The organism is Burkholderia aenigmatica (assembly GCF_902499175.1).
Taxonomy (GTDB): Bacteria; Pseudomonadota; Gammaproteobacteria; order Burkholderiales; family Burkholderiaceae; genus Burkholderia; species Burkholderia aenigmatica.
This window is the reverse complement of sequence record NZ_CABVQC010000013.1, coordinates 47379-73532: the sequence shown is the minus strand read 5'-3', so window position 1 is coordinate 73532 and position 26154 is coordinate 47379. Positions and strand designations below refer to the sequence as shown.

The 26154-nt window shown below is 66.3% G+C and carries 30 protein-coding genes and 2 tRNA genes; 15 read left to right on the top strand and 17 right to left on the bottom strand.

Going from position 1 to position 26154, the window contains the following annotated elements; all coding sequences use genetic code 11:
- Positions 1-14: 14 nt before the first annotated feature.
- Positions 15-353 (top strand): P-II family nitrogen regulator, encoded by a 339-nt coding sequence (locus tag BDO18943_RS12000; protein WP_006398637.1) that lies wholly within the window; start codon positions 15-17, stop codon positions 351-353.
- A gap of 136 nt (positions 354-489) precedes the next feature.
- On the opposite strand, the gene BDO18943_RS11995 is transcribed toward BDO18943_RS12000, so the two are convergent.
- Entirely contained in the window at positions 490-1569 is a 1080-nt protein-coding gene (locus BDO18943_RS11995; protein WP_011352857.1) for a porin, read from the bottom strand.
- Positions 1570-2132: 563 nt separating this feature from the next.
- The gene (locus BDO18943_RS11990; RefSeq protein ID WP_175022499.1) at positions 2133-3059 is read right to left on the bottom strand and encodes a LysR family transcriptional regulator; all 927 of its coding nucleotides are present in this window, start codon (positions 3057-3059) and stop codon (positions 2133-2135) included.
- A gap of 133 nt (positions 3060-3192) precedes the next feature.
- Between BDO18943_RS11990 and BDO18943_RS11985 the strand changes: the two genes are divergently transcribed.
- Positions 3193-3690 carry a GNAT family N-acetyltransferase gene (locus tag BDO18943_RS11985; RefSeq protein WP_043189745.1) on the top strand — a complete coding sequence of 166 codons (498 nt, stop codon included), beginning with the start codon at positions 3193-3195 and terminating at the stop codon, positions 3688-3690.
- 87 nt (positions 3691-3777) lie between these two features.
- Here BDO18943_RS11985 and BDO18943_RS11980 read toward each other — a convergent pair whose 3' ends face one another.
- The 4 genes from BDO18943_RS11980 to BDO18943_RS11965 all read right to left on the bottom strand — a co-directional run bounded on the left by BDO18943_RS11980 (position 3778) and on the right by BDO18943_RS11965 (position 6987).
- Complete coding sequence (locus BDO18943_RS11980) at positions 3778-4557, bottom strand: ABC transporter ATP-binding protein (protein ID WP_043189742.1); 780 nt, start codon at positions 4555-4557, stop codon at positions 3778-3780.
- Positions 4558-4575: 18 nt separating this feature from the next.
- Entirely contained in the window at positions 4576-5289 is a 714-nt protein-coding gene (locus BDO18943_RS11975; RefSeq protein WP_043189740.1) for an ABC transporter permease, read from the bottom strand.
- Complete coding sequence (locus BDO18943_RS11970; RefSeq protein ID WP_175022455.1) at positions 5286-5975, bottom strand: ABC transporter permease; 690 nt, start codon at positions 5973-5975, stop codon at positions 5286-5288. Before BDO18943_RS11970 ends, BDO18943_RS11975 begins: the two co-directional genes overlap by 4 nt.
- A gap of 229 nt (positions 5976-6204) precedes the next feature.
- Positions 6205-6987, bottom strand: a complete 783-nt coding sequence (locus BDO18943_RS11965) for an ABC transporter substrate-binding protein (protein WP_043189736.1) — start codon at positions 6985-6987, stop codon at positions 6205-6207.
- Between the two features lie 369 nt (positions 6988-7356).
- Between BDO18943_RS11965 and BDO18943_RS11960 the strand changes: the two genes are divergently transcribed.
- Positions 7357-8052 carry a pirin family protein gene (locus BDO18943_RS11960; RefSeq protein ID WP_175022454.1) on the top strand — a complete coding sequence of 232 codons (696 nt, stop codon included), beginning with the start codon at positions 7357-7359 and terminating at the stop codon, positions 8050-8052.
- Positions 8053-8123: 71 nt separating this feature from the next.
- Here the strand turns inward: BDO18943_RS11960 and BDO18943_RS11955 are convergent, their stop codons facing one another.
- Positions 8124-8675, bottom strand: coding sequence for a periplasmic heavy metal sensor (locus tag BDO18943_RS11955; RefSeq protein WP_175022453.1), 552 nt, complete (start codon positions 8673-8675; stop codon positions 8124-8126).
- A gap of 224 nt (positions 8676-8899) precedes the next feature.
- Between BDO18943_RS11955 and BDO18943_RS11950 the strand changes: the two genes are divergently transcribed.
- Positions 8900-9625: a response regulator gene (locus BDO18943_RS11950; protein ID WP_009693256.1), complete on the top strand. Its 726-nt coding sequence runs from the start codon at positions 8900-8902 to the stop codon at positions 9623-9625.
- Positions 9609-10925 (top strand): ATP-binding protein, encoded by a 1317-nt coding sequence (locus BDO18943_RS11945; RefSeq protein ID WP_175022452.1) that lies wholly within the window; start codon positions 9609-9611, stop codon positions 10923-10925. The genes BDO18943_RS11950 and BDO18943_RS11945 overlap by 17 nt, the downstream gene beginning before the upstream one ends.
- Positions 10926-10967: 42 nt before the next feature.
- Here the strand turns inward: BDO18943_RS11945 and BDO18943_RS11940 are convergent, their stop codons facing one another.
- Positions 10968-11231 carry a double-stranded DNA-specific endonuclease gene (locus tag BDO18943_RS11940; protein ID WP_011352846.1) on the bottom strand — a complete coding sequence of 88 codons (264 nt, stop codon included), beginning with the start codon at positions 11229-11231 and terminating at the stop codon, positions 10968-10970.
- A 508-nt stretch (positions 11232-11739) separates the two neighbouring features.
- On the opposite strand from BDO18943_RS11940, the gene BDO18943_RS11935 reads away from it, so the two are divergent.
- The 3 genes from BDO18943_RS11935 (at position 11740) to BDO18943_RS11925 (ending at position 15605) form a co-directional block, all read left to right on the top strand.
- On the top strand, positions 11740-13497 hold the full coding sequence (locus tag BDO18943_RS11935; protein WP_175022451.1) for an ABC transporter permease: 1758 nt from the start codon (positions 11740-11742) through the stop codon (positions 13495-13497).
- 22 nt (positions 13498-13519) lie between these two features.
- Positions 13520-14857: an ABC transporter ATP-binding protein gene (locus BDO18943_RS11930; protein WP_039368511.1), complete on the top strand. Its 1338-nt coding sequence runs from the start codon at positions 13520-13522 to the stop codon at positions 14855-14857.
- 277 nt (positions 14858-15134) lie between these two features.
- Positions 15135-15605 carry a hypothetical protein gene (locus tag BDO18943_RS11925; RefSeq protein ID WP_175022450.1) on the top strand — a complete coding sequence of 157 codons (471 nt, stop codon included), beginning with the start codon at positions 15135-15137 and terminating at the stop codon, positions 15603-15605.
- A gap of 98 nt (positions 15606-15703) precedes the next feature.
- Here BDO18943_RS11925 and BDO18943_RS11920 read toward each other — a convergent pair whose 3' ends face one another.
- Positions 15704-16198 (bottom strand): hypothetical protein, encoded by a 495-nt coding sequence (locus tag BDO18943_RS11920; RefSeq protein ID WP_175022449.1) that lies wholly within the window; start codon positions 16196-16198, stop codon positions 15704-15706.
- On the bottom strand, positions 16195-16746 hold the full coding sequence (locus BDO18943_RS11915) for a hypothetical protein (RefSeq protein WP_043189694.1): 552 nt from the start codon (positions 16744-16746) through the stop codon (positions 16195-16197). The genes BDO18943_RS11920 and BDO18943_RS11915 overlap by 4 nt, the downstream gene beginning before the upstream one ends.
- A 288-nt stretch (positions 16747-17034) precedes the next feature.
- On the opposite strand from BDO18943_RS11915, the gene BDO18943_RS11910 reads away from it, so the two are divergent.
- The 3 genes from BDO18943_RS11910 to BDO18943_RS11900 all read left to right on the top strand — a co-directional run bounded on the left by BDO18943_RS11910 (position 17035) and on the right by BDO18943_RS11900 (position 19384).
- Entirely contained in the window at positions 17035-17235 is a 201-nt protein-coding gene (locus tag BDO18943_RS11910; RefSeq protein ID WP_175022448.1) for a hypothetical protein, read from the top strand.
- 141 nt (positions 17236-17376) lie between these two features.
- Positions 17377-18798, top strand: a complete 1422-nt coding sequence (gene otsA, locus BDO18943_RS11905; RefSeq protein WP_175022447.1) for an alpha,alpha-trehalose-phosphate synthase (UDP-forming) — start codon at positions 17377-17379, stop codon at positions 18796-18798.
- Positions 18791-19384: an AAA family ATPase gene (locus tag BDO18943_RS11900; RefSeq protein ID WP_175022446.1), complete on the top strand. Its 594-nt coding sequence runs from the start codon at positions 18791-18793 to the stop codon at positions 19382-19384. The genes otsA and BDO18943_RS11900 overlap by 8 nt, the downstream gene beginning before the upstream one ends.
- Positions 19385-19415: 31 nt before the next feature.
- On the opposite strand, the gene BDO18943_RS11895 is transcribed toward BDO18943_RS11900, so the two are convergent.
- On the bottom strand, positions 19416-20783 hold the full coding sequence (locus tag BDO18943_RS11895) for an MFS transporter (RefSeq protein ID WP_043189681.1): 1368 nt from the start codon (positions 20781-20783) through the stop codon (positions 19416-19418).
- Between the two features lie 159 nt (positions 20784-20942).
- On the bottom strand, positions 20943-21323 hold the full coding sequence (locus BDO18943_RS11890) for a DUF5594 family protein (protein ID WP_175022445.1): 381 nt from the start codon (positions 21321-21323) through the stop codon (positions 20943-20945).
- A 117-nt stretch (positions 21324-21440) separates the two neighbouring features.
- On the opposite strand from BDO18943_RS11890, the gene BDO18943_RS11885 reads away from it, so the two are divergent.
- Positions 21441-21842: a hypothetical protein gene (locus tag BDO18943_RS11885; protein WP_011352835.1), complete on the top strand. Its 402-nt coding sequence runs from the start codon at positions 21441-21443 to the stop codon at positions 21840-21842.
- 194 nt (positions 21843-22036) lie between these two features.
- Here the strand turns inward: BDO18943_RS11885 and BDO18943_RS11880 are convergent, their stop codons facing one another.
- The gene (locus BDO18943_RS11880; RefSeq protein WP_043189673.1) at positions 22037-22369 is read right to left on the bottom strand and encodes a hypothetical protein; all 333 of its coding nucleotides are present in this window, start codon (positions 22367-22369) and stop codon (positions 22037-22039) included.
- 142 nt (positions 22370-22511) lie between these two features.
- On the opposite strand from BDO18943_RS11880, the gene eco reads away from it, so the two are divergent.
- Positions 22512-23012: a serine protease inhibitor ecotin gene (gene eco / locus BDO18943_RS11875; RefSeq protein WP_089451084.1), complete on the top strand. Its 501-nt coding sequence runs from the start codon at positions 22512-22514 to the stop codon at positions 23010-23012.
- A gap of 33 nt (positions 23013-23045) precedes the next feature.
- Here eco and BDO18943_RS11870 read toward each other — a convergent pair whose 3' ends face one another.
- Complete coding sequence (locus BDO18943_RS11870) at positions 23046-23669, bottom strand: TetR/AcrR family transcriptional regulator (protein WP_175022444.1); 624 nt, start codon at positions 23667-23669, stop codon at positions 23046-23048.
- Between the two features lie 115 nt (positions 23670-23784).
- Here BDO18943_RS11870 and BDO18943_RS11865 point away from each other — a divergent pair, with 115 nt between their 5' ends.
- Positions 23785-24525, top strand: a complete 741-nt coding sequence (locus tag BDO18943_RS11865; RefSeq protein ID WP_175022443.1) for an SDR family NAD(P)-dependent oxidoreductase — start codon at positions 23785-23787, stop codon at positions 24523-24525.
- A gap of 51 nt (positions 24526-24576) precedes the next feature.
- Here BDO18943_RS11865 and BDO18943_RS11860 read toward each other — a convergent pair whose 3' ends face one another.
- Both BDO18943_RS11860 and BDO18943_RS11855 read right to left on the bottom strand, forming a co-directional pair.
- Positions 24577-24870 (bottom strand): hypothetical protein, encoded by a 294-nt coding sequence (locus BDO18943_RS11860; RefSeq protein WP_235995957.1) that lies wholly within the window; start codon positions 24868-24870, stop codon positions 24577-24579.
- Between the two features lie 252 nt (positions 24871-25122).
- Positions 25123-25199, bottom strand: a tRNA-Met gene (locus BDO18943_RS11855).
- 241 nt (positions 25200-25440) lie between these two features.
- Between BDO18943_RS11855 and BDO18943_RS11850 the strand changes: the two genes are divergently transcribed.
- Positions 25441-25776, top strand: coding sequence for a hypothetical protein (locus BDO18943_RS11850; protein ID WP_235995955.1), 336 nt, complete (start codon positions 25441-25443; stop codon positions 25774-25776).
- A 273-nt stretch (positions 25777-26049) separates the two neighbouring features.
- Here BDO18943_RS11850 and BDO18943_RS11845 read toward each other — a convergent pair.
- A tRNA-Arg gene (locus BDO18943_RS11845) sits at positions 26050-26124 on the bottom strand.
- Positions 26125-26154: the final 30 nt, after the last annotated feature.

Genomic DNA, 26154 nt, shown 5'->3' with positions numbered 1-26154 from the left:
GGGGGACAACCACCATGAAACGCATCACTGCCATCATCAAGCCGTTCAAGCTGGACGAAGTCCGCGAAGCGCTCGCCGAAGTGGGTCTCACGGGCCTGACCGTGACGGAAGTGAAGGGCTTCGGCCGCCAGAAGGGCCATACCGAGCTGTATCGTGGCGCCGAATACGTCGTCGACTTCCTGCCGAAGATGAAGATCGAGGTGGTCGTCGCGGAAGCGCAGGTCGACCAGGTGATCGACGCGGTGATCGGCGCGGCGCGCACCGGCAAGATCGGTGACGGCAAGATCTTCGTGTCGGATGTCGAGCGCGTGATCCGCATCCGTACCGGCGAAGAGAACGAAGCGGCCGTCTGAGCACCGTATTCGTCGATGGGCCCTAGGCCCACCAATAAAAAACGGTGCGATACCCGGTTGGGTACCGCACCGATACGCGCCTCTCGCAGCAGCGTGGAAAACGTCGTTGAATCGATTCTTTGAGAACGGCGCCTGATCAGAACAGGTGCTGGATACCCGCGTAGACGCCGGTCTGGCTGCCGCCCGGATTCGGGTTGCCCGTCGACACGGCCGTACCGGCGCCGTTCGCGTTCAGGCCGAAGTTGGCGTTCTTGCTGTTGCGCACCGTCGCGACCTGCAGGTCGAACAGCGTGCGCTTCGAGATGTTGTACGAGCCGCCGACCGTGTAGATGTTCGCGTTGCCGCCGCCGTGGTTCGCGTTCACGTGATACACGGCCGCGATCAGCGCCGCTGCCGGCGTTGCCTGCCACGTCACGCCGCCCCAGACCTGCTGGGTGCCCGTCACGCCGGCGTTCACTGCCGGGCCGCCGCTGCCGTCCGCGCGCGATGCCTGGTAGGCCGCTTGCACCTTGAACTGGCCGAGGAACACGTTCACGCCCGCGAAGTATTCACGCGAGTAGTTGAACACGTCCGAGAAGCGGCCGTTGCTGTCGCGCGTTTCGTCGTAGATGCCGCGCAACTGGAACAGCGAATTCGTATAGGTGACCTGTGCGCCGGCTGCACGGCCCGGTTGGCCGGCCGTCGTGTTGCCGTTGAAGCTGGTCGAGTTCGAGAACGAGAACTGGCCGTAGAAGTCGAGGCCGTAGAACTGCGGCGACTGGTACGACACGTTGTTGCTGGTCTTGTTCCAGTTGCGGCCGCGAACCAGCGATGCCGTCGACCAGGCCGACTGGCCGAACGGGTCGAAGTCCCACACGCCGTTGGCGATCGCGAGCTCGCGACCCAACAGCAGCGTACCGTAGCGGTCGTTGGAGATGCCGACCGTCGCATAACGATCCCAGATCGAGCCGCTGAAGCCGCCCGTCATCGTGTTGAACGCGCCTTCGAGGTGGAACAGGACCTTGTTGCCGCCGCCGATGTCCTCGGTGCCCTTCAAGCCCCAGAGGCTCGTGCCCCAGTCGCCGCTTTCCGCGCGCACTTGGTGGCCGTTTTGCAGGCCGTTCATGTACTCGATGCCGGCATCCAGGCGGCCATACAGCGTGACGCTGCTCTGCGCGTGCGCCGTCACCACCCCAGCAGCCATCAGCGCGGCCGCGACCAAAGCTTTCTTCATCATCTCCTCCATACCCTGTCAAAAAGTCAACCCAGACTGCACGAGATGCCCGGAGCGCGAGCGCCGGGCAAAAGCGGGATAACCAGGGAGACCTCGTGCAGGGCCGGTAAGCGCAGCACGCGGGCAAGCGGACGGAAGACCGTTGAGCGGTCCCGCGCAGCCGGGTCGGCCTGCGGGGTCTCCTTGTAGTGTCGTGAAGCTAAACTACATTTCACGAACTTCGTTTTGCTACTTTGGTTACTAATTTAGCAAAAATACAATTTTGTGGCGATGGAAATCGTTGTTTGACTAACACCTGTCGTCAAATTGCCATGCAACACGGTGCGCAACAGGTGGGGCAAGGGTTTGCAATTAACGGAAAACCCTTGTCCCGCAAGGGAGACACGAATTTCACAAACAGGGGTCAAGGATTGCCACTATTGACGTTGCGGGGCGCGCGGGCGTAAGCGCCAAATGCGAGAAATTGGTAGGTATTTCGTAATGTCGGGGCGGCTGCCGGACGTCGCCGGCCGCTGCCTGTAGCGCTTGCCCGGCAACGCGCAGCGCGGTGTGCCAACGTGTGCCGGTCAGGCGGTGGCCGGCTTCGCGTCGAGCAACTGCGCGCGAATCCAGCGATGCGCATCGGTGCGCGCATGCTTCGCGTGCGAGTAGACCTTCACGGTGTAGCGGGGGATCTCGAACGGCGCGGGAAAGATGCGGATCGGCGTCGCGTGCCGCAGCGCCTGCGCGGCGCGGTTCGGCAGGGTCATCAGGAGTGCAGATTCGGCGATCACGAACGGCGCGGCCAGCACGCTCGGCAGCTGCACGGCGACCTGCCGCGCGAGGCCGAGCCGGTCGAGCACGTGGTCGACGACGCCGCGCGACTCGTTCCACGGCGTGACGACCACGTGGCGCGCCGCCAGGTACTGGTCGAGCGTCAGCCGCCGGTGGATGTCCGGATGCGTGGCGCTCGCGATCACGACGTAGTCGTCGGAGAACCAGTCGAAGTCCTCGATGCCCGGCGCGTCGGCCGCCGATTCCTCGTGATAGCCGAGCGCGAAATCGATGCGGCCGGCCGCGAGTTCGTCGACCGAGATCTTCCGGTCGGAATGCACGACGCGGATCCGCAACTGTGGCGCGACATGCTGGATACGCGCGAGAAATGCCGGCAGCACCGCGAACGCCGTGTAGTCGGTCGCTGCGAACACGAACGTGCGGTCGCTTTGCGCGGGATCGAAGCGGCGCGCGCGGGCGAGCCCCTTCGACATCGCGTCGAGCGCGTCGCCGGCCCAGGTGGCGATGTCGTCGGCGCGCACGGTCGGCTGCATCTCGTTGCCGAGGCGCACGAACAGCGCATCGCCGATCGCGTCGCGCAGCCGCGCGAGCGCGTGACTCAGGGCGGACGGGCTCAACGCGAGCTCGTGCGCGGCCGCGGCGACGGACCGGTGGCGGTACAGCGCGTCGAACACGAGCAGCAGGTTCAGGTCGAGGCGGCGCAGATCGGGATGCATCATGTTCAGGTCTGGATGAAGAAACTGCACTTCCTGCAGGAGCAGCATGAACGTAGCATGACGATCTGATTGGCGCCAGCGCGGGTGCGCGGCGCCGCTTTCCGTTTCAAGTCCGGGCCGTAGGAGGGCTCAAATCGTGCAAATCGACATCCGTTCCGCCACCGTCGCCGACGTGCCGCAGATCCTGCGTTTCATTACCGAGCTGGCCATCTACGAGAAGGCGGAACACGAGGTGATCGCGACGCCCGCGTCGCTCGAGCGCAGCCTGTTCGGCGAAGGCTCGCCGGCGCGCGCGCTGATCTGCGAGGTCGACGGCGAGCCGGCCGGCTTCGCCGTGTACTTCTTCTCGTATTCGACGTGGCTCGCCCGGCAGGGGCTGTATCTCGAGGATCTGTATGTATCGCCGCGTTTTCGCGGCGCGGGCGCAGGGCTGCGGCTCTTGAAGGCGCTCGCGCGGATCGCGGTGGAGTCGGGCTGCGGGCGTTTCGAGTGGAGCGTGCTCGACTGGAACGAGCCGGCGATCCGCTTCTACGAGAGCGTCGGTGCGGCGCCGCAGAGCGAATGGGTGCGTTACCGGCTCGCGGGCGACGAGTTGCGCGCGTTCGCCGACGCCGCACCGGTCGACGCCGCATAACGCCGCGTCAATGCAAAACGGGCGCCGCGCGGCGAACCGCGGGGCGCCCGTTCACGCGTCGCGACGCGTGGCGTGCTGCATGCGATGTTACTTGAGGCTGCCCGACAGGAACCCGCGCAGGCGCTCGCTCTTCGGGTTCGCGAACACCTCGGACGGCACGCCTTCTTCCTCGACGCGGCCCTGGTGCAGGAACATCACGTGGTTCGACACGTTGCGGGCAAAGCCCATCTCGTGCGTGACGACGATCATCGTGCGGCCTTCCTCGGCCAGCTTCTGCATCACCTTCAGCACTTCGCCCACCAGCTCCGGGTCGAGCGCGGAAGTCGGCTCGTCGAACAGCATCACGTCCGGATGCATCGCCAGCGCGCGTGCAATGGCCACGCGTTGCTGCTGGCCGCCCGACAGGTGCGACGGATACTGCTTCTCGACGCGCGGCGCGAGGCCGACTTTCTCGAGATACGTGCGCGCACGTTCCTCGGCTTCCTTCTTCGGGATGCCGAGCACGTTCACGGGCGCTTCCATCACGTTCTCGATCACGTTCATGTGCGACCAGAGATTGAAGTGCTGGAACACCATCGACAGCTTGGTGCGCACGCGCTGCAGCTGCTTCGGATCGGCCGCGCGCAGCGCGCCGGTCTTGTCCTTCGTGGTGCGCACTTCCTCGCCGTCGACGACGATGCGGCCCGCATTCGGCTGCTCGAGGAAGTTGATGCAGCGGAGCATCGTGCTCTTGCCGGAACCCGACGAGCCGATCACGCTGATCACGTCGCCCGAGTTCGCCTTCAGCGACACGCCCTTGAGCACCTCGTTGTCGCCGTACCGCTTGTGCAGATCGTCGACGAAAAGCTTCTGAGTCTGGGAATTCATCAATAGTCCTGCGAAAACTTACTTGCCTTGCGGGCGCAGATACGCGAGCCAGCGGCGCTCGGCCTGGCGGAACAGCCAGACGAGCGTGAACGAGATCACGAGATAGAGCAGGGCGGCAATGCCGAACGCATGGAACGACATGTAGGTCGCCGAGTTCACGTCGCGGGCGATCTTCAGGATGTCCGGCACGGTCGCCGTGAACGCGACGGTGGTCGCGTGCAGCATCAGGATCACTTCGTTGCTGTACAGCGGCAGCGCGCGGCGCAGCGCCGACGGCAGGATCACGCGGCGGTACATCGTGAAGGAGGACATCCCGTACGCGCGCGCGGCTTCGATCTCGCCGTAGGAGGTCGCCTTGATCGCGCCTGCGAAGATCTCGGTGGTGTACGCGCAGGTGTTCAGCGTGAACGCGAGCAGCGTGCAGTGCATCCCGTCGCGGAAGAACGCGTCGAGCATCGGCGTGCCGCGCACGACCTGCAGGCTGTAGAGGCCCGTGTAGCAGAGCAGCAGCTGCACGTAGAGCGGCGTGCCGCGGAACACGTACGTATAGAGCCACACGGCGCCCGACAGCCACTTCTTCTTCGACACGCGCGCGACCGCGAGCGGCACCGACAGGCAGAAGCCGAGGCCGATCGACACGACCAGCAGCCACAGCGTGATCGCGACACCGGTGATGCGGTAGCCGTCGGTGAAGAGGTAGTTGCGCCAGTATTCTTGGATGAGGTCGATCATAGGTCAGCCTTGCGGACGCCGGTCGAGTAGCGCTTTTCGAGCCACATCAGCACGAAGTTCGAGATCGTCGTGATCGCGAGGTAGACGGCCCCCGCGATCAGCGTGAAGAAGAAGAACCGCAGCGTGCCCTTGCCGGCGTCCTGCGACGCCTTCACGACGTCGGCCAGGCCGATGATCGACACGAGCGCGGTCGACTTCACGAGCACCTGCCAGTTGTTGCCGATCCCCGGCAGCGCGAAGCGCATCATCTGCGGGAACATGACCCGCGTGAACACCTGCCAGTTCGTCATCCCGTACGCGCTGCCGGCTTCGAGCTGGCCGCGCGGCACCGACAGGAACGCGCCGCGGAACGTCTCGGTGAAATACGCGCCGTAGATGAAGCCGAGCACGAGCACGCCGGCGAGGAACGGGTCGATGTCGATCTGGTCCCAGCCGAGCGCGTCGGTCGCCATGTTCAGCCAGATCTGCAGGCTGTAGAACAGCAGCAGCATCAGCACGAGGTCGGGCACGCCGCGGATCAGCGTCGTGTAGACGGTGCCGACACCGCTCGTGAAGCGGTTGCGCGACAGCTTCGCGCCCGCGCCGAGCAGGCCCAGCAGGAACGACAGCGCAAGCGAAAGCACCGCCAGTTTGACGGTTTGCCAGGTGCCAGCGAGGATCAGCGGGCCGTAACCTTGTAGAAACATATGTGGTCCCTGGTGTGGTCCTTTAGGGCGCACGCGGTGCGCCGCGAAAGACGCGCCCGCCAAGCTGCGCGGAACGCCCCGTACGTATCATGACCGTCCGCCCCGGCGTCGGTGCCGGGCCCGCCCGTCGCGCGAGCGGCGGGCAAGGGGGCGGGCGGCGCGTGGTTGACTGTCTGTACTGCGCGGATACGGGGCCGCCCCCGCATCCGTTGTCTCTTCTTTTCGTTGCTCAGCGGGCCGAAGCCGAATAGACGCTGAACGCGAAATACTTGTGCGACAGCCGGTCGTACGTGCCGTCCTTGTGCATGTCGGCCAGCGCCTTGTTGATCTTGAGCTTCAGGTCCGTATCTTCCTTGCGCAGGCCGATCGCGGTGCCGTCGCCGATCGTCTTCGGATCCTTCACTTCCGGCCCGGCAAACGCGAAACCCTTGCCGCGCGGCGTGCGCAGGAAGCCGTAGTCGGCCTGCAACTCGTCCTGCAGCGTCGCGTCGAGGCGGCCCGAGCCGAGATCGGCGTAGACCTGGTCCTGGTTCTGGTAAGGAATGATCGTCACGCCCTGCGGCTCCCAGTAGGTCTTCGCGTAGGTTTCCTGCGTCGAGCCCTGCTCGACGCCCACGCGCTTGCCCTTCAGCGAGGCGATCGTCGGCAGCAACGGCGAGCCGGTCTTCGCGATCATCCGCGCCGGCGCGTCATAGACCTTGTCGGAGAAGTCGATCTGTTCGCGGCGCTTGTCCGTGACGGTCAGCGACGACACGATGACGTCGTACTTCTTCGCCTTCAGCGCCGGGATGACTCCGTCGAGATCCTGCGCCACCCACACGCATTTCACGTTGATCCGCTTGCAGATTTCCTTGGTGAGATCGACGTCGAAACCGACGATCTCGCCGCTCGGCGCGGTCGACTCGAACGGCGGGTAGCTGGCGTCGACGCCGATCCGCACGGTCTTCCACTCCTTCGCGAAGGCGCTGCCCGCCATGAGGGCGAGGGCGGCGCACAGGGCGGCCTTCTTCATTTCCATCCTTCTGTTGCTGACTTTTCGGGAGCGCTCGCGGCCGGTCGAACCGGGCGCCGCGGCGTATTCTAGACGGCCAAAATTCGCCGATCGGCGCTCTGGCGATGGCGGCCGCCGGAACGGCGAACGCCAAAAGGGCGGTATTTTACCCGAACGCGATACCCGCAAACCGGCAATCCGGGCCGACCGGTCGATTCTTCGACGCATTGATCCGGTTGTTGCGACAATCATTGTATTTGCAATGGACATTGCATTGATTGCATTCGCAGGTGCAACGATGCGGTGCGCAGGCGGCGGATTGTGGCGCGATTGGCACACTCATACAGTGGCGGCATGCCACAACAACGCATCTCACGGAGTGTCCGTCCCATGTTTCAGATTCGCCGCGCCGCCGATCGCGACCAGCGTAGCCAGGGTTGGCACGAATTCCATCACAGCTTTCCTTGTGGGGCCGGCCGGGGCGGTTCGCCGGTCTTCGGCGCGTTGCGTGAACTGAACGAGGAATGCATCGCGCCGACCCGCGGCTACGGGATGCGGCCGTACCGGGACGCGGAAATCGTCACCTACGTGCTCGACGGCGCGCTCGCGCATCGCGACAGCCTCGGCAACGGCGCGATCGTCCGCGCGGGCGGCGTGCAGCGCATGAGCGCCGGCTCCGGCGTGATGCTGAGCGAAACCAATGCATCGTGTGACGAGCCGTTGCACCTGCTGCGGATCTGGCTTGCGCCAGCCGGGGCGGGCGGCCGGCCCGGCTACGTGCAGACGCGCTTCGCCGACGACGAGAAACGCGGCCGGCTGCGGCTCGTCGCGGCGCCGGATGGTGGCGACGGCGCGCTGCCGATGTGTGCGGACGCACGCATCTTTACGGGGCTGATCGACGGCGACGAGGCGACGGCGTTCGACGTACCGGCCGGACGCCGCGCCTATGTGCATGTGGTGCGCGGCGACGTCGAGGTGAACGGTCGCGCGCTGGCTGCGGGCGACGGCGCGCGGATCGGAGGCGTGGACGCGGTGGCGTTCGCGCGCGGCCGGGCGGCCGAGGTGCTGCTGTTCGACGTCGCCTGAAACGCAAAAAAGGGGACGCGGGCCGGTGCCCGCGTCCCCTTCGATGCCGCTCCGCGGAGCGGCCCGCAGGCTTACTGCGCCGGCGCCGACGCGGCCTTGGCCGCACGATGCTGCTCCCAGCGCTCCTTCATCTTCTCGTGGCGCTGCTCCATCTTCGCGAACTGCTGCTTGAGCGCCGTGCTGACCGTGGTCTTCTGCTGGTCGTTCAGCCCGTTGTAGAACGCGAGCCATGCGGCGGACGTCTGCTCGCGCAGCTGCGCGTTCTGCTGCTCGGCCTGCTGGCGGGCGGTGTGCATCGCGTTCAAGTCGAGAATCGGCTGGTTCTGCTGCGCCTTGAACTGCTCGCGCATCTGCTCGTGGCTCTTGCGCATCGCATCACGGTTCTGCTTCATCGTGTTGATGGCCGTCTGCCATTGTTGTTCCTGCGACGCGTTGAGCTTCAGCTGGTCGTGCAGTTTCATGATCACGCCGAACGGGCCGCCGTCGTGCCCGCCGTGCATCTGGTGGGCGCCAGGGCCGCCCGGAGGCGGCATGTCGTTGGGCTGCGCGGCGTGTGCGGTGCCGAATGCGAGAGCGAGCACGGTGGCGGCCGCGATGGCCACGCGGGAAGTCTTCTTATACATTTCAGAAACTCCTTGTATCCAAAGGGTCCGGCGATGCGGTACCGGGCAAGCCGTGTACCGCATCCGGTAAGACGCAGGTTAGCGATGCGGACCCCGGCTGGTGTTACGTGGGGCGGTGGCCGGGTTACCGCGCATTACAGTTCCCTTGCGCCGTAACCCGCAGTAACCCTTTCGTCCCTTTGTTTCGTTCTTTGACTCCGCCCTCGCGCGGTAAACTTCGAGCCATGACTACCCAGATCCTCATCGTCGACGACGACCAAGAACTCCGAGACCTGCTGCGCGACTACCTCGTGCGCCAGGGGATGGAAGTGTCCGTGCTGCACGACGCGGCCACGCTCGAGAAGCGCCTTGAGCGCGAGCGGCCCGACCTGATCGTGCTGGACCTGATGATGCCGGGCGTCGACGGCCTGACCGCGCTGCGCCAGCTGCGCGCGGCCGGCGACGATATCCCCGTGATCATGCTGACCGCGCGTGCGGACGACGTCGACCGCATCGTCGGGCTCGAGCTCGGCGCGGACGACTACCTCGGCAAGCCGTTCAACCCGCGCGAGCTGCTCGCGCGCGTGCAGGCCGTGCTGCGCCGCCGCCGCGCGACGCCGTCGGCGGCGGCACCCGAACAGCGCGAGCCGTTCGCGTTCGGCCGCTTCGTGCTCGACTTCCAGGCGCGCACGCTGTCGGTCGACGGCAAGCCCGCCACGCTGTCGAGCAGCGAATTCGCGCTGCTGAAGATCTTCGTGAACCATGCGCTGCGCACGCTCACGCGCGAGCGGCTGCTCGAGCTGCTGCACGGGCCCGAGTACGACGGCACCGACCGCGGCATCGACGTCCAGGTATGGCGTCTGCGCCGCATCCTCGAAACGGATCCGTCGACGCCGCGCTTCATCCAGACGGTCCGCGGGCGCGGCTATGTGTTCGTGCCCGACGGCGAGGCCCATGCGCAAACCCATTGATTCACTGTTCGGGCGGCTGGCGCTGCTCGTCATCGGTGTCCTGCTCCTGTCGCACTTCGCGTGGTTTTTCGCGATGCGGCTCGAGCGCAGCCAGATGCAGACGCGCTACGCGGTCGAAGAGGCCGCGTTCCTGGTCGACGCGGTGCGCCAGCACGTCGAGCGCACGCCCGACCAGCCGTTGCCATCGCGTGTGCGGCTCGTGACACCGGGCAGCGCCGACGTGCCGAATGGCGATCCGTCGAGCCTGCCGGCGGCGCTCAAGCGGTTCCGCGACGACGTGAGCGAGCGGATGCCGCCCGGCACGCGCGTCGAGATCGGTGCGCCCGGCCATCCGCCCGTGCTGTGGGTGAAGGAGCCGACCGACCGCAACTGGATCGTGGTGCCGGTGCAACCGCTGCGGCCGCCGCGCTCGCTCGACCGGATGCTGCTGTGGCTCGGCACGATCTTCTCGGCCGGCGTGATCGCCGCGCTGTTCGCGGCGTGGCAACTGCAGCAGCCGCTGCGGTCGCTCGCACGTGCGGTTGCGCGCTTCGGCCGCGGCCAGCCGGTGCCGCCGCTGCGCGAGCGCGGCCCGCGCGAGCTGCGCCAGCTCACGCATGGCTTCAACCAGATGGTGGAGCAGGTGTCGCAGGCCGAGAGCGACCGGGCAGTGATGCTGGCCGGCGTGGCGCACGACCTGCGCACGCCGCTTGCGCGGATGCGGCTGCGGGCGGAAATGATGGACGACGTCCGGTTGCGCGACGGGGTGGTGCGCGACGTCGATTCGATGTCGCATATCGTCGATCAATTCCTGGTGTTTGCACACGGCGGCTCCGATCGCAGCGAACCGGTGCCGGTCGATCAGGCGTGCGAGCGGATCGCGCGCAGCTACCGTGCGGTCGCGCCGAACGCGCCGACGGTCCAGACCCGGCTCGACGCCGACCCGGGCTTCCGGCTGCCGACGGCGACGCTCGACCGGATCCTGTCGAACCTGCTGGACAACGCGCATGCGTACGGTGCGCCGCCCGTGCTGGTGGAGACGGCGCGCACGCCGGCCGGCTACGTGCTGTCGGTCAGCGACAGCGGCGGCGGGATCGCGCCGCGCGACCTCGCGGCGGCGACGCGGCCGTTCGTGCGGCTCGACCCCGCGCGCGGCGGGAACGGCCACAGCGGGCTCGGGCTCGCGATCGTCGAGCGGCTCGTACTCAGGCTGGGTGGGGCGTGCGACATCGGCAACCGCCCCGAAGGCGGCCTGCGCGTCTCGATGACATTCCCGTTCGAGGTCGTGCCGAAGGACGAGCCCCACGCACAGGCCGCATAAGCGGCTGCGGCGCCAACCCGGCCGGGCTGGCGCCGCGCGGCATCATTCGAACAGCGTGCCGAGCGTTTCGGCCGCGTTGCTGTCGATGGTGTTGTAGGTCACGGTGGTGGCCTCGAAGATATAGACGGTCGTGTACCGGCCGAGGCGCTCCAGGATTTCCTCCTGCAGCGATTCAGGCACGACGTTCATGTTCAGGTACCACGCCGTCGACGACAGCCGCGTCTGGAACGACCCGTACTCCTGCATCAGTTCGTAGAACGCGTCGGCATCCTGATCGCGGCAGACGATCACCAAGTTTCCTGCCATTCCCTTTCCTCCCGCTCGTCGATCGATCCCCAGGGCCTGTTGACAGAAGGAACGCGCATGCGTTGCCATCAGAACGGCCGCCACCGACCCCAAGGGCCAGCCCCGATCATACCCGCATAGTCATATCCGGCTGGTGACGCTGGACAGGGTTTGTGCGCGCGTGCGGCTGGCGGGTTCCCGGCCGGGCCGGATCACGGCATAATTCGGGCCTGCATGCCGGCCGAAGGACTGCGGCCGGGCTGCTCGAACCGCGCATCCGCCATCCGCCCGCGCGCCAGGCACGATCCGTGCGCCGCCTGCGCCGTTCCCGGACGGTTGTACCTGAAATACAGGTTGGTGTAGTGTCGTGCCGTCGCGGGCCGACTCGTCGGGGCGCGGCAGCGCACGCACGCAAGGCGCCTCGCGCTCGCGCGCGATCGTCAGTCAATCGAATTACCGCATCCGTGCGCTTTGCCATGAATCAACATCGACTGCCGGCTTCGTTCGGCCTTACCGGGGAGGGCGCCTGATGGACGTCGGATTCTTCAATCCGAACCGGACCGCCAACGCGTCCGCGTGGCGCGTTCTGCCGAACCGGTGGGACTTCATCGCGTTTCCGCTGATCATCTGCCTGATCGCGATGGCGGTCGTCGGTTTCCACGAAACGATGGCGCCGATCGGCACCCTGCAGACGCAGAAGATCTCGCTCGACCCGTCGAACCTGCCCGAATACGCGTTGCGCACCACGCTGCGGATGCTTGCCGCGATGGTCGCGTCGCTCGTGTTCACGCTCGTGTACGGCACGCTCGCGGCCAAGAGCCGGCGTGCGGGCATGGTGCTGATCCCGATCCTCGACATCCTGCAGTCGGTGCCGGTGCTCGGCTTCATCTCGTTCACCGTCACGTTCTTCCTCGCGCTGTTCCCGAGCCGCGTGCTCGGCGCCGAGCTCGCGGCGATCTTCGCGATCTTCACGAGCCAGGCGTGGAACATGACGTTCAGCTTCTACCAGTCGCTGCGCACCGTGCCGCGCGACCTCGACGAAGTGTCGCGCGGTTTCCACCTGACGTCGTGGCAGCGCTTCTGGAAGCTCGAGGTGCCGTTTTCGATGCCGGGCCTGATCTGGAACATGATGATGTCGATGTCGGGCGGCTGGTTCTTCGTCGTCGCGTCGGAGGCGATCACCGTCGGCAACCAGACCATCACGCTGCCGGGCGTCGGCGCGTATCTCGCGCAGGCGATCTCGGACAAGAACCTCGGTGCGATCGGCTGGGTGATCCTCACGATGACGGTCGTGATCGTCGCGTACGACCAACTGCTGTTCCGCCCGCTGATCGCGTGGGCCGACAAGTTCCGGATGGAGAACACCGCGTCGGGCGATGCGCCGCAATCCTGGCTGCTCGACCTCGTGCGCCGCACGCGCCTGATTCATCAGCTGCTCGTGCCGGCCGGCTGGTTCTTCGCGAAGGCCGCGCGGATTCCGCTGCGCTTGCCGCTGTCGGGTGCGATGCGCTTCTCGCTGCCGAAAGTCGAGAGGAAGGCATCACGCACGGTCGACATCGCGTGGGCGATCCTCGTGCTGATCGGCACGGCCTATATCGTGTGGCGCGTCATCAGCTTCGTGTCGACCGGCGTGACGATGGCCGAGGTCGGCCATGTGCTCGTGCTCGGGCTCGTCACGCTGCTGCGCGTGGTCGTGCTGATCGCGATCGCGTCGGTGATCTGGGTGCCGATCGGCGTGTGGATCGGGCTGCGCCCGCGGCTCGCCGAGAAGCTGCAGCCGCTTGCGCAGTTCCTCGCCGCGTTCCCGGCCAACCTGCTGTTCCCGGCGTTCGTGATCGTGATCGCGCGTTTCCACCTGAACGCCGATATCTGGCTGTCGCCGCTGATCGTGCTCGGCACGCAGTGGTATATCCTGTTCAACGTGATCGCCGGCGCAACGTCCTACCCGAACGACTATCGCGAAGCGGCGACGAACTTCCGCATCCGTGGCTGGCAATGGTGGCGGCAGGCGATCCTGCCCGGCATCTTCCCGTACTACGTGACCGGCGCGATCACCGCATCGGGCGGCGCGTGGAACGCGAGCATCGTGTCGGAAGCCGTGCAGTGGGGCAATACCAAGATCGAGGCGCACGGCCTCGGTGCCTATATCGCGCAGACCACCGCCACCGGCGATTTTCCGAAGATCATCCTGGGCATCGCCGTGATGTCCCTGTTCGTCACCCTGTTCAACCGCCTGCTGTGGCGTCCGCTGTATGCCTTCGCGGAAGCGAAGCTGCGGCTCGACTGAGACCGATTGAGAGCGAAACGCGATGCACAATCCGAATGCTGTAAACGCCCCCGTCCAGACGAACCAGCCGCCGCGCCTCGGTGAGGAAATCCTGCGCGTCGATCACGTCTGTCGCGGCTTCAACAAGACGCAGGGCGAACTGCTCGTGCTCGATGATGCGAACCTGTCGCTGCGCGAAGGCGAGATCGTCGGCCTGCTTGGCCGCTCCGGCTCGGGCAAGTCGACGCTGCTGCGGATCATCGCCGGGCTCATCGAGCCGACCGGTGGTGAAGTGACCTATCTCGGCAAGCCGCTGACCGGCCCGGCCGAAGGCGTCGCGATGGTGTTCCAGACCTTCGCGCTGTTCCCGTGGCTCACTGTGCTGCAGAACGTGGAAGCCGGTCTCGAGGCGCTCGGCGTCGGCGCGCGCGAGCGGCGCGAGCGTGCGCTTGCTGCGATCGATCTGATCGGTCTCGACGGCTTCGAAAACGCGTACCCGCGCGAGCTGTCGGGCGGCATGCGCCAGCGCGTGGGCTTCGCGCGCGCGCTCGTCGTCGATCCGACGATCCTGCTGATGGACGAGCCGTTCTCGGCACTCGACGTGCTGACCGCCGAGACGCTGCGTACCGACCTGCTTGACCTGTGGACGCAGGGCCGGATGCCGATCAAGTCGGTGCTGATCGTCACGCACAACATCGAGGAAGCGGTGTTCATGTGCGACCGGATCCTCGTGCTGTCGTCGAACCCGGGCCGCGTGATCGCCGAGATCAAGGTGCCGTTCAAGCATCCGCGCAACCGGCTCGACCCGGCGTTCCGCAAGCTGGTCGACGACATCTACGCGAAGATGACCGCCCGCCAGACCGGCGAGGCGACGAAGAAGGGGCTGGAACTCGGCAGCTGGCTGCCGCAGGTGTCGACCAACCTGATGGCCGGTCTGATCGAGACGCTCGCGATGGCGCCGTACCATGGCCGCGCTGACATGCCGGAAATCGCGCGCACGCTGCATCTGGAGGTCGACGACCTGTTCCCGATCGCGGAAGTGCTGCAGTACCTCGGTTTCGCGGACGTGCGGGAAGGCGACGTGTTCCTGACGCCGCCGGGACGTGTGTTCGCGGAATTTGGCACGCAGGAGCGCAAGCTGATGTTCGCGGATCACCTGTTGAAGCACGTGCCGCTTGCGGCGCGGATCAAGAAGGTGCTGAACGAGCGCCCGGGGCATCGTGCGCCGCGCGTGCGCTTCGAGCAGGAGCTGGAGGATTTCCTGTCGGACGGCGCCGCCGAGGAGACGCTCGACGCGGTGATCGACTGGGGCCGTTACGGCGAGATCTTCTCGTACAACGACCAGACGGAGATTTTCAGTCTCGAGGACGTCGAGTCCTGAAGTCGGCGGGGCATTCGGGCGCATGTCGCCTGAATGCCGGTTTTGCGGTTTCGCGGTTTCATTCGACCGCTTCGAGTCAATGCGAACGCGGCTTATCCGTGGCGCCGGGTTCGCCGGCGTAGCAGGACGCTGCGTGCGTTGCGGCCGGGACATCTGCCGGAGATGCGCATCGCTGATGCGCTGACGGGAAAGAGGCCGGAGGCTCGCGCGATGAATCCCTGCGATTGCGTCGTTGATTCGATGCCTTCGTGCCTCGTCAACGATCCCAACGGCACCCATGAACGAGAAGCAGGGGCTTTATACCGTCGCGGCGGAAACGTTCGATCTGGTGCTCATAGCCGTTCTCGATTCTCCGCGCCCGCAAGTTTTTCGTGCGAAGGTCGAGCGCATCTATTCCACTGGAAAGTGCATCACACAGGACCATCTCGGGGCAGAGATCGAGTTCGTCGGCGGTCCACCGACTTGGGGTAACGTACCGCTGCAAGTCGGGGAGCGTGCCCTCATGTTCGTCCGAGCGCTATCCGGTTCGTTCCACGAATATCCGCGGTGCGGACACATGGTTCTGGAGGAAATCGCGGGCGGAACCTACACCAGGCTGCACGTTCCGGAGATGTGGCTGAGGGATGATTTGCCGGTCGACGTCAGGGCCGCGGCGAGTCCGCATCCGACGTGGCGGAATGCGTCGATCGTCCGGTTCAGCGTGCTGGAGCGCTATCTGAGCGATCTGATCGGGAAAGCCGTCCGCTGAGCCGGATCGATTGTCCGGAATCCGGACGATGCATTGTCTGCCGGAATCGAGGGCAGGGTGACGGGGGCTCGCGCGAAGTCCGGGGCAGCGGGGGCTGCTTACTGCAGATTCCCCCACCGATCGACCGCCGGTTCCACCGACGCCCACTTCCAGTGCGTGCCTTGCTGGCAGGCATTCGCGAAATACCAGTCGGCCTTGTTGCCGTCCTTCACCGAGAACGCGAATTCCTTGCACAGCGCGAGCGGCGTCGAGTAAGCGCGCGCGACGCGCACCTCGCCTTCGCCGTTTTCCAGCGGCAGCGTGTTCTTCACCTTCCACGGCTTCACTTCGCCGACGGCCAGGCTGCCGACCACCTTCGCGATCGCGTCTTGCTGGTTCTGATGGAGCTGCTTCATTGTGCGGTTGACGGCTTCGTCGGTCGCGGCCTGCACGGCAATGCCGACACCGACGCCGACCGCCGGATTCGCGGTGACGAGGCCCGTCGCCGCGCCGGCGAGTGCGCCGCTCGCTGCACCGACCGACCCGCAGCCCGACAGCGTGGCCGTCGCCGCGCACAGCGCGCCGATGGCCGCGATACGGAGCGCGACGCTCATTGCAGCGCGCCCCAGCGTTCGGTCGCCGGTTCGGCCGACGCCCATTTCCACACGGGGCCGTCGCGGCAGATCGTGGCGACGTAGAACGCCGATTGCGCGGCCTTGTCGGGTTTCGCGGGCGTGTCGACCGCGAACACGATTTCCTTGCAGTCGAGCGGGCCGACACTGATCATCCGGCTGACCGTCACGCGACCCTGCTCGTCGTCCTCGATCGGGAACGAGTGGTGCGTCGACCACGGCGCGACGCCGCCCACGTCGAGCGGGCCGGCGGCCTTCGCGATCTGTTCCTGTGTGTAACGGTGTGCGACGCGCTGCGTGTACTGGACACCCGCACGCGCACCGGCGACGGCGCCGAGACCGATGCCCGTCGCGACGGCGGCGTTGTTGGTGACCTTGGAGGCGATCGCGGCGCCCGCGATACCGGCGCCGGCTGTCGCGCCCTCGCTGTACAGCGAGTTGCAGCCGGACAGCAGTGCGGCCGTGGCGATCGCGGCCAGCACGACGCGCGCCGGCATGGCCCGGCGCGGCGATTCGAAACGAATGTTCATCCCTGAGTGCAAGTCCTGTCTGGGTGAGCGGCAACGCGTGCGCGCCCTCATGCCGCGTCATTGTTTCGCAATTGTCATAGGAAAACTGCAAAGCTTTGACAAATCGCCGGACGGCATGCCGCGCGCGTGCGCGCGGCGCTATTGTCGGATAGATGAATCGTGAGGGGTCGAAACGTTACAAATTGAAGGCAATTGTTACTCTGACGTGCAAGGAAGCGACCTAGACTGTTCAGTTATGGAATGTTTCTACGACGGCCTCGGGCCGCGCCGCACATGAGACACCCAGCCATGCGCCGTTCGAAACGGTTTTCGCCTCGGCCGCCCGATGCTGGGGCGGACCGGCCGCGTCCGCAGACCGACGCGCCGTCGGCACCGCCTGCCGGCGCGCCCGGCGAGACGCCGCCGTCCGACGGCGATCACAACCAGGGCGGCGCCCGCCCGGAAGGGCTCGACTATCAGCGCGATCTCGGCCAGGAGCAGGACGCCTGATGCCGTTGCCGCCGAATTCCGCCGCTGCCTTTCACACCTGCATTGCTCACAACTGAATCGCCGCATGGCCGCCTTCGGGCAGCCGTGTCCGCCTTGGCGCGCGCCGCGCGCCAGCCAATCGAATCGAGGAGGGGAAGCCGCATGAGCAGATTGATCGTGGTATCGAACCGTGTCGCCGCCGGCGAGGACACGCGCCCGAGCGCGGGCGGCCTGGCGGTCGGCGTGATGGACGCGCTGAAGGAAACGGGCGGCGTCTGGTTCGGCTGGAACGGCGAGATCGTCGGCGCCCCTGACACCGAGCCCGCGATCCAGCGGGACGGCAACGTCACCTATGCGACGGTCGGGCTGACCCGGCGCGACTACGACCAGTATTACCGCGGTTTCTCGAACGCGACGTTGTGGCCGGTGTTCCATTACCGCGGCGATCTCGCGCGCTTCGATCGCCAGGAGTACGCGGGCTATTTGCGCGTGAACGCGATGCTCGCGAAGCAGCTCGCCGCCTTGCTGCGTCCCGACGACCTGATCTGGGTGCACGACTATCACCTGTTGCCGTTCGCGCATTACCTGCGCGAGCTCGGCGTGAAGAACCCGATCGGCTTTTTCCTGCACATTCCGTTTCCGTCGCCCGACATGCTGCGTCTCGTGCCGCCGCACGAGGAGCTCGTGAAGTTCATGTGCGCGTACGACGTGGCCGGCTTCCAGACCGAGGCCGACAAGCAGGCGTTCACCGACTACATCGAGCGGCGCGGGATCGGCGCGGCGAGCGACGACGGGATGCTGCATGCGCACGGTCGCGTCGTGAAGGTCGCCGCCTATCCGATCGGCGTGCATCCCGACGCGATCGCGCAGGCGGCCGTCCAGTACGGCACGCGCAAGCCGGTGAAGATGCTGCGCGAGGCGCTCGACGGCCGCAAGCTGGTGATGAGCGTCGACCGCCTCGATTATTCGAAGGGGCTCGTCGAACGCTTCCAGTCGTTCGAGCGGATGCTCGCGAACGCGCCGGGCTGGCAGGGGCGCGTGTCGCTCCTGCAGATCGCGCCGCCGACGCGTTCCGACGTGAAGACGTATCAGGACATTCGCGAAACGCTCGAAGGCGAGGCCGGTCGCATCAACGGTCGCTTCTCGCAGCTCGACTGGACGCCGATCCAGTACCTGAACCGCAAGTACGAGCGCAACCTGCTGATGGCGTTCTTCCGGATGTCGCAGGTCGGCTACGTGACGCCGTTGCGCGACGGGATGAATCTCGTTGCGAAGGAGTACGTCGCGTCGCAGGATCCGGCCGATCCGGGCGTACTCGTGCTGTCGGAGTTCGCGGGCGCGGCGGCTGAGCTGACCGGCGCGCTCCTCGTCAATCCGTACGACCTGTCGCAGATGGCCGAGGCACTCGAGCGCGCGCTGTCGATGCCGCTCGCGGAGCGGCAGGCGCGCCACGAGGAGAACCTCGCGCGGCTGCGCGGGAACGACCTGTCGGTCTGGCGCGATACGTTCGTCGCCGACTTGCGCAGTGTCGCAGCCGCCGCGTCGGTCACGCGGCGCGCGGGCCGGCGGATCGTGCATGCGTGAGTTCGTGCAGGCGCCCGGCGGCGCCGACGACGCGACCGACGACGCCACCCGCCGCTTTTTCGTCGTGACCGGTGGCCCGGGATCGGGCAAGAGCACGTTGCTCGACGCGCTTGAGCACGCCAGCTTCGCGCGCTCGCAGGAAGCCGGGCGCGGCGTGATCCGCGACCAGATGGCGATCGACGGTCAGGCGTTGCCGTGGCGCGACCCGGCTGCGTTCGCCGAACTGATGCTGAGCTGGGAGATGCGCTCGTATGATCTCGCGCACCACGCGCGCGGGCCCGTGTTCTTCGATCGTGGCGTGCCGGACGTGGTCGGCTACCTGCGGCTGACGGGTCTGGCGGTACCCGCGCATGCGGAAGCCGCCGCCCGCCGTTTCCGCTATCACGGGCGCGTGTTCATCGCGCCACCGTGGCCGGACATCTATGCGCAGGATACCGAGCGCCGCCAGGATTTCGCGGAAGCCGTGCGCACCTACGACGCGATGGTCGAGTGCTACACGTCATATGGCTACCGGCTGATCGAACTGCCGCGCGAGAGCGTGCAGGCGCGCGTGCGTTTCGTGATGGACGCGCTCGACGCCGAATGACGCGCGGATCGGCGGGCGGTGTGCGGCGGTGTCAGGTCGCGGCGTCCGGCCGTGGCGACGCGATGCGCAGCATGCTGACGACCGCGGCCACTGCCGCGAATGCCGCGGCGACATAGAGCGCAATCGTCGGCCCGCGATCGGGCACGAGCCCGAAAATCAATGCAACGAGCGCGGCGCCAAGCGTCTGCCCGGTCAGCCGCGCGGTGCTCAGCATGCCACCCGCGCCACCGCTGCGTTCGCGCGGCGCCGACGACAGCATCGCGCGGTTGTTCGGCGACTGGAACAACCCGAAGCCCGCACCGCACAGCGCCATCCGCCACACGATGTCGACGGTGCCCGGATGCGCGCCGATCGTCGCGAGCGACAGCAGCCCGGCTGCGAACAGCGCGAGCCCGATCCCGCCGAGGATGCCGGCCGAATAGCGATCCGACAGCACGCCCGCGAGCGGCGCGGCGAACACGATCACGAGCGGCCACGGCGTCATGTAGAGGCCCGTCTCGACCTGCGAGAAGCCGAGCGAGTTCTGCAGCCAGAACGGCAGCGCGACGAACGCGAGCATTTGCGACGTGAACGACGCCATCGACGTATAGACCGACAGCGCGAACATCGGGATGCGCATCAGGTCGACGGGCAGCAGCGGCGCCGGCTGAGACAGCTGGCGCTTCACGAAGAAGTAGCCGACGACGAACGCGACGGCCAGCTCGGCCGCGACGTACGCATGGCCTTCGCCGTGACCGAGTCCGTCCACGGCCGTGATCAGCAGGCCGAACACGCATGCGTTCATCAGCGCGCTCGCGAAATCGTATGGCGCATCGTGCAGCGTGTTGGCCGGTAGCGCGCGCAGGCTACCGAATACCGCGGCGATGCCGATCGGCACGTTGACGGCGAAGAGCCACGGCCACGACGCGAACGACAGGATCGCGGACGCGACCGTCGGCCCGATCGCCGACGACAGCGCCACCACCATCGCGTTGATCGACAGCCCGCGCCCGAGCATCGACGACGGGTAGATCATCCGCACGAGCGCCGCGTTGACGCTCATGATGCCGGCCGCGCCGAAACCCTGGATCACGCGCATCACGGCCAGCATCGGCAGCGAGCCGGCAAGCGCGCAGCCGAGCGACGCCGCGGTGAACAGCGCGAGCCCGGCGATGTAGACGCGGCGATAGCCGATGCGTTCGCCGAGCGACGCGAGCGGCAGCAGCGTGATCGTGACCGCGAGTTGATACGCGTTGACGATCCAGATCGATGCGGCGTCGGATGCGTGCAGGTCGCGCGCGATGGTCGGCAGCGCGACGTTCGCGATGGCGCCGTCGAGCACGGCGAGCGTGATGCCCAGTGCGACGCAGAGGATTGCCCAGTAGCGTTGCGGAAGCGGCAGGCCGGTATCGGCGTTCATGGCGGGAGCAAATGCGTGGTTGTCCGCGCGCCCGGTTGCCGGTTGCGTGCGCAACCATGCGGAAGGGTGGAGGCGGCGATGAGCGGCCCGGCCGGCGCAACGGCACCGGAGCGGGGCCGGTCGAGTGTATCACCGGGCCGCATTGCGCGACGCCGGCACTCAGCCTTCGAAGTCGAGGCCGCCGAGCCGCACGAGCGGGTCGGCCTGCGTGCGCGACAGGAGATCGATGTCGCGTGCGCCCTGCCACGCGCCCAGTTTTTTCGGCAGTGCGGCCAGGTAGTGCTCGAAGCGCTGCGGGCCGTCCGGATCCATCAGCCGCTCGATTTCGTCGGTGTCCCAGGTCAGCTCGAGGTTCAGCGGATGCTCGAAGCCGCTGACATGCTCATGCGGCGCGCTGCGGATCTGCACGCGCGTCGGGTGCCCGTGGCCGCCATACGGGACGACGTCGGTCAGCACGTGTTCGGCGAAGAAGGCGGCGATCGCCTGCGCGATGCGCGGGGCGAATTCGGTATCGAAACGGCGGGCGGTTTCGGGCTGCATGAAGGCGTCTCCTGTATGCCGAAAATCGTAGCACGGCGGCGGCGCGTTTCGGTGTGCGTGATACCGGTAATCGCGCGTTACCACTTGCTGCATCTATTACGGCCGCGTGCCGCCACAATGCATCGCATCCAGTACCACTTCGCGTGGGAGTCCATCATGAAAAAAATTGCCGCAGTGTGTGTCCTCGCCGGTTCGCTTGCCGTGGCAGGCCCGGCGTCCGCGCATGGCCGCGACGGCGGCGCCGTCATCGGCGCATTGATCGGCGGCGCGGTGCTGGGCGCGATCGTGACGTCCGCGATGAATCCGCCCGTCGCGTATCAGGCACCCGCGTACCAGGCACCGGCCTATCAGCCGCCGACGTACTACCAGGCGCCCGCGTACCAGCAGCCCGCCTATCCGACCTACCAGCAGGCGCAGTACCAGGACGACGGCCCGAACTATTGCTACGACCGCTACCAGCGCGCGTATGTGTGCGGCGCGCCCGTGTCGGGCGGCTACGCGCAGCCGGCCGGCTGGTAAGCAGGCGGACGCGCGGTGCGTGTGCGGTCGGCGTCGGACGTCCGACACCGCCGACGGTCACTTCTCCGCAGCGGACGACAGAAGGCCCTCGCTTGACGCGAGGGCCTTGGTCTTTTGCGCAGCCGTTCGTTCGCCTGCATGACGTGTCGGCCGTCGGCGGCCCGTGCACGGATACAAACGGTTGCAAATGTGCGTCAGTGGCGATGGCCGCCGCCTCCGCCGCCATCGTTCCAGTCGCCGCGGCGCCCGTCGCCGTGCCCCCAGCCGTTGCCGCGATTGCCGCGGTCGCCATGATCGCCACGGTTGCCGCGATCACCGTCCCAGCGATGGTAATCGCGCCGGCCGCGATCCCAGTCGCGTCCGCCGCCACCGCCCCAGATATTGACCGTGCCGTACACGGGCGACGGCGCGTACCCGTAGCCGGGATCGGAATAGTAGGGCTGCCCGTAGCCGTATCCGGCGTCCGGGGCGACGACGCAGCCGGCCAGCAGGGTCGCTACGCCGGCGGCAGCAATGAGCTTCAGCATGATGTTCTCCGTTGGTTCCCCTATAAATACCGCGCAAGGGAATTGCCAGCTGTTTGCAATTGTGTCTTCAAATTACAGCGTCGTAAGGTCGTGCGGCGAAAGTGTTAGCATCCGGGACTCATTTGTTTTCAGGAGTACATCGATGAAATTCGCGATCCGGGCCGCGCTGGCCGCCTTCTGCGTGACGACTGCCGCCGCCTGCGTGGCCGGGCCTGCATCGGCGCCCGCCGTGCCGGCCGAGTCGATCAAGATGTTTCCGCAGGCAGCGGCCGGCCAGCAGCGCGTCGTGATCGCGCTGCCCGCGCTCGAGAACGAAGGCGATGCGCGCGTCGAGCTGATGATCGGCAAGACGCTGCAGACCGACTGCAACCAGCAGTGGTTCGGCGGCGAGTTGACCGCAGAGGACGTGAAGGGCTGGGGCTATACGTACTACCAGCTCACCGACGTGAAGGGGCCTGCATCGACGCTGATGGCGTGCCCGGGCCAGGCGCCGCAGCAACGGTTCGTGCAGGTGCGTGGTGACGGCCAGCTGCTGCGCTACAACAGCCGCCTGCCGCTCGTCGTCTATGTGCCGGATGGCTTCGAGGTGCGCTATCGCGTGTGGCATGCGTCGAAGGACGTGCAGCACGCGGCAAAGCAGTAACGTGCCGACGCGGCGCGCGGCGGCGTCCTGCCGTTACGCGCCGCCTGCGCCACCCGTGCCGACGAGTGCCGGCCAGGCGGCCAGTGCGGCTTGCGCGACGGCCTCCAGATCGCGACGGCTCGCACCGTCGCGAGCCTGAATCGACATCCCCTGCTGGACCGTCACGTAGTACCGCGCGATCGCGTCGAGGTTCGCTTGCGCCGCAATCTCACCGGTCGCGACACCTTGCGCGAGGCGTTCGCGCAGATTCTCGACCGTACGCTCGCGCATCGCGATCAGCGTTTGCCGGACCGTGTCGGAGTGTTCGGCCGGGTGCAGCGCCGACAGTACGATCAGGCAGCCTGCCGGCTTCGACCGCCGCGTGAACACGCGTGCGGTATCCATCAGGTAGTTCCGCACGGCGTCGTGCGCGCTGCCGGCCTGTTCGACGCCCCCCCAGATTTCCCGCCCTTCCGTTGCGCCGTAGTGCTCGAGCGCTTGCCGGAACAGCGCTTCCTTGCTGCCGAACGCCGCATACAGGCTCGGTGACGCGATGCCCATCGCGGCCGTCAGGTCGGTCATCGACGCGCCTTCGTAGCCGAGGCGCCAGAACACCTCCATCGCGCGCTCCAGCGCCGCTTCCTTGTCGAAGCTTCTCGGTCGGCCTCGCTCAGCCATTGCGTCCGTTCCTTCATCGATATCTGTATCGATCGATAAATTAAATCAATTGACTGTGCCGCGCAACTTGCCACATTCTGTGTCGGTCGTTACATAAATTAGGAAAGGAACCGACATGAACCGACTTCAGGGCAAGCGTGTACTCATCACGGGCGGCAGCCGCGGCATCGGTGCGGCGATCGCGAAACGGCTGGCGGCCGATGGCGCGGACGTCGCGATTACCTACGAGAAATCGGCCGAGCGGGCGCTGGCCGTCGTCGCCGGCATCGAGGCGCTGGGCCGCCGCGCCGTCGCGATCCAGGCCGACAGCGCCGATCCGGTGGCCGTGCGCGACGCGGTCGATCGTGCCGCGGAGGCGTTCGGCGGTCTCGACATCCTCGTCAACAACGCGGGGATTTTCCGGGCCGGGGCGCTGGACGACCTCACGCTCGACGATATCGACGCGACGCTGAACGTGAACGTGCGCGCGGTGATCGTCGCGTCGCAGGCGGCAGCGCGGCATCTCGGGGAGGGCGGGCGCATCGTGTCGACCGGCAGTAGCCTCGCCACGCGCGTGCCCGATGCGGGGATGAGCCTCTACGCGGCGAGCAAGGCCGCGCTGATCGGCTGGACGCAGGGGCTCGCGCGCGATCTGGGCCCGCGTGGCATCACGGTCAATATCGTGCATCCGGGGTCGACGGATACCGACATGAATCCGGCTGACGGCGAACATGCCAGCGCGCAGCGTTCGCGGATGGCGATTCCGCAGTACGGCAAGGCAGACGACGTGGCGGCACTCGTCGCGTTCGTGGTCGGGCCGGAAGGGCGGTCGATCAACGGGACCGGGTTGACGATCGATGGCGGCGCGAACGCGTGAAGGCGTGAATGCCGACGCCCGGCGTGAAATGACCGGGCGGCGTTGCGTTCGTTATCGGCAGCCGAGCCGGTGATGCTCGGTTTCGAGATCGGCGCGCTTGTCGTAAGCGCGCAGTTCGTTACGCGGCTTGCCGTCCGGGCCCATCCCGCGCACGACTTTTTGGCCGCGGTCGGGGGTGTGCTTGACTGCGTCGATACCGGCGGCCAGTTCACGGCAGTGTGAGTTGGAAGAGAGGTGTTCCGCGCGCGGTGCCGCTGCGCCCGTGACGTTGGCGATGCCGGGGCTGACATAGCGCGGCTTCGCAGGCGCGATGATGGTATCGGCGGCAGCAGCCGTGCCGGCCATCGCTGAAAGCGCGGCGAGTGCCGCGATCGCTCGAATCATTGCGTGAGCCCGGATGGCTGAAGAAGGTTCGGAATTCTACACAATGTGCGGTGTGAGGCCGTGGCGATCGGACGGGTTGCGATCGTGTGTCGCAGGGGATGCCGGCGGTTGATTGTGCGTCGATTCGTATGCGCGGCTGCCAGGCAGTGCGCACGCAGCACTGCATGCGGAAAGCAAGAAGCCCGCTTGCTTTCGCAGAGCGGGCTTCGGTATTGGTTGCGGGGGTAGGATTTGAACCTACGACCTTCGGGTTATGAGCCCGACGAGCTGCCAGACTGCTCCACCCCGCGGCGCGTAGTGTACTGGGGCTGATGTTGAGAGTCAATCGATCTTTGATTTGCGTCGAAGAGAAGCCGCAGTTCACCAGCAGGCTCGGCACGCTTCGTGAAGGCCGCGCAGAAGGGTGAACTGCCCACGAAAGGCCAAACCTGGCCGATCAACAACGGTCAGTAGATCGTCGAAGATCACGATTCGCTCCGCACACCGTGAAGAGCCAGTGTTTGAATGAGAAAAATAACGGAGCAAGTTCGAATGAGCTTTCACACTCAGGTTTCGGTTCATCCGTTCGATGGTGAGCCGCTGAATGTTGCCAGTGTCCGTGAGGAACTCTTGAGGTTTCTTGACGAATATTCGCTAAGCCACGACGTATTGACCAACCTCACCGAAGCATGTGGTTCGGCGCTACCGACTTCAACGCTCTTCTTTCTGAACAGCGTGGCGATCGTCATGCTGTTCGACAAGCTGGCTTCATGCCTACCGAATGCGTCGTTCGCAGTAAAGGGCTCTGGCGAGGATCACCGCGATATATGGGTGCGAGAGTATGCCGACGGAGTGGCCACCTTCGAAGCCGGGCCGTTCGACGAGTAAGCTGGCGGCAGTTCAACATCGTCGCGCCCTGTCTGTCGCCGGCGGTGGGGCGGAAAGGGCGCGTTGGCGTGGCCAATGTTGATGCGTTACCGAGCTGATGCGATTTCTGTGTGTCAGTGATAGGCAATGTTGGTATCTGCTGATACCAACGACAATCTCAACACCTTCTCCGACCGTTACTACAGTCTCGGGTAAGGCTGGGAGCTAGAGAAGCACCAGACGGGGCGAAGTAAGGAGATTCTTGTGAATCTAGGGGATGGCTGAGAGCTTGGCTGGTCCCCCCGACAGGAATCGAACCTGTATCTAGCGCTTAGGAGGCGCTTGTTCTATCCATTGAACTACGGGGAGAGCCATGTCCGGGTGAAACGCGCAAAAAAC

Excerpts from the sequence above, each read along its gene's own strand:
- BDO18943_RS11995 (WP_011352857.1), bottom strand. The coding sequence starts at position 1,569 with ATGATGAAGAAAGCTTTGGTCGCGGCCGCGCTGATGGCTGCTGGGGTG.
- BDO18943_RS11920 (WP_175022449.1), bottom strand. The coding sequence starts at position 16,198 with ATGAGCGTCGCGCTCCGTATCGCGGCCATCGGCGCGCTGTGCGCGGCG.
- BDO18943_RS11935 (WP_175022451.1), top strand. The coding sequence starts at position 11,740 with ATGGACGTCGGATTCTTCAATCCGAACCGGACCGCCAACGCGTCCGCG.
- BDO18943_RS11955 (WP_175022453.1), bottom strand. The coding sequence starts at position 8,675 with ATGTATAAGAAGACTTCCCGCGTGGCCATCGCGGCCGCCACCGTGCTC.
- BDO18943_RS11895 (WP_043189681.1), bottom strand. The coding sequence starts at position 20,783 with ATGAACGCCGATACCGGCCTGCCGCTTCCGCAACGCTACTGGGCAATC.
- otsA (WP_175022447.1), top strand. The coding sequence starts at position 17,377 with ATGAGCAGATTGATCGTGGTATCGAACCGTGTCGCCGCCGGCGAGGAC.
- BDO18943_RS11880 (WP_043189673.1), bottom strand. The coding sequence starts at position 22,369 with ATGCTGAAGCTCATTGCTGCCGCCGGCGTAGCGACCCTGCTGGCCGGC.
- BDO18943_RS11945 (WP_175022452.1), top strand. The coding sequence starts at position 9,609 with ATGCGCAAACCCATTGATTCACTGTTCGGGCGGCTGGCGCTGCTCGTC.
- BDO18943_RS11940 (WP_011352846.1), bottom strand. The coding sequence starts at position 11,231 with ATGGCAGGAAACTTGGTGATCGTCTGCCGCGATCAGGATGCCGACGCG.
- BDO18943_RS11975 (WP_043189740.1), bottom strand. The coding sequence starts at position 5,289 with ATGATCGACCTCATCCAAGAATACTGGCGCAACTACCTCTTCACCGAC.
- BDO18943_RS11910 (WP_175022448.1), top strand. The coding sequence starts at position 17,035 with ATGCGCCGTTCGAAACGGTTTTCGCCTCGGCCGCCCGATGCTGGGGCG.
- BDO18943_RS11885 (WP_011352835.1), top strand. The coding sequence starts at position 21,441 with ATGCATCGCATCCAGTACCACTTCGCGTGGGAGTCCATCATGAAAAAA.
- BDO18943_RS11850 (WP_235995955.1), top strand. The coding sequence starts at position 25,441 with ATGAGCTTTCACACTCAGGTTTCGGTTCATCCGTTCGATGGTGAGCCG.
- BDO18943_RS11915 (WP_043189694.1), bottom strand. The coding sequence starts at position 16,746 with ATGAACATTCGTTTCGAATCGCCGCGCCGGGCCATGCCGGCGCGCGTC.
- BDO18943_RS11930 (WP_039368511.1), top strand. The coding sequence starts at position 13,520 with ATGCACAATCCGAATGCTGTAAACGCCCCCGTCCAGACGAACCAGCCG.
- BDO18943_RS11860 (WP_235995957.1), bottom strand. The coding sequence starts at position 24,870 with ATGGCCGGCACGGCTGCTGCCGCCGATACCATCATCGCGCCTGCGAAG.
- BDO18943_RS11960 (WP_175022454.1), top strand. The coding sequence starts at position 7,357 with ATGTTTCAGATTCGCCGCGCCGCCGATCGCGACCAGCGTAGCCAGGGT.
- BDO18943_RS11925 (WP_175022450.1), top strand. The coding sequence starts at position 15,135 with ATGAACGAGAAGCAGGGGCTTTATACCGTCGCGGCGGAAACGTTCGAT.
- BDO18943_RS11865 (WP_175022443.1), top strand. The coding sequence starts at position 23,785 with ATGAACCGACTTCAGGGCAAGCGTGTACTCATCACGGGCGGCAGCCGC.
- BDO18943_RS11980 (WP_043189742.1), bottom strand. The coding sequence starts at position 4,557 with ATGAATTCCCAGACTCAGAAGCTTTTCGTCGACGATCTGCACAAGCGG.
- eco (WP_089451084.1), top strand. The coding sequence starts at position 22,512 with ATGAAATTCGCGATCCGGGCCGCGCTGGCCGCCTTCTGCGTGACGACT.
- BDO18943_RS11970 (WP_175022455.1), bottom strand. The coding sequence starts at position 5,975 with ATGTTTCTACAAGGTTACGGCCCGCTGATCCTCGCTGGCACCTGGCAA.
- BDO18943_RS12000 (WP_006398637.1), top strand. The coding sequence starts at position 15 with ATGAAACGCATCACTGCCATCATCAAGCCGTTCAAGCTGGACGAAGTC.
- BDO18943_RS11965 (WP_043189736.1), bottom strand. The coding sequence starts at position 6,987 with ATGAAGAAGGCCGCCCTGTGCGCCGCCCTCGCCCTCATGGCGGGCAGC.
- BDO18943_RS11900 (WP_175022446.1), top strand. The coding sequence starts at position 18,791 with ATGCGTGAGTTCGTGCAGGCGCCCGGCGGCGCCGACGACGCGACCGAC.
- BDO18943_RS11890 (WP_175022445.1), bottom strand. The coding sequence starts at position 21,323 with ATGCAGCCCGAAACCGCCCGCCGTTTCGATACCGAATTCGCCCCGCGC.
- BDO18943_RS11990 (WP_175022499.1), bottom strand. The coding sequence starts at position 3,059 with ATGATGCATCCCGATCTGCGCCGCCTCGACCTGAACCTGCTGCTCGTG.
- BDO18943_RS11870 (WP_175022444.1), bottom strand. The coding sequence starts at position 23,669 with ATGGCTGAGCGAGGCCGACCGAGAAGCTTCGACAAGGAAGCGGCGCTG.
- BDO18943_RS11950 (WP_009693256.1), top strand. The coding sequence starts at position 8,900 with ATGACTACCCAGATCCTCATCGTCGACGACGACCAAGAACTCCGAGAC.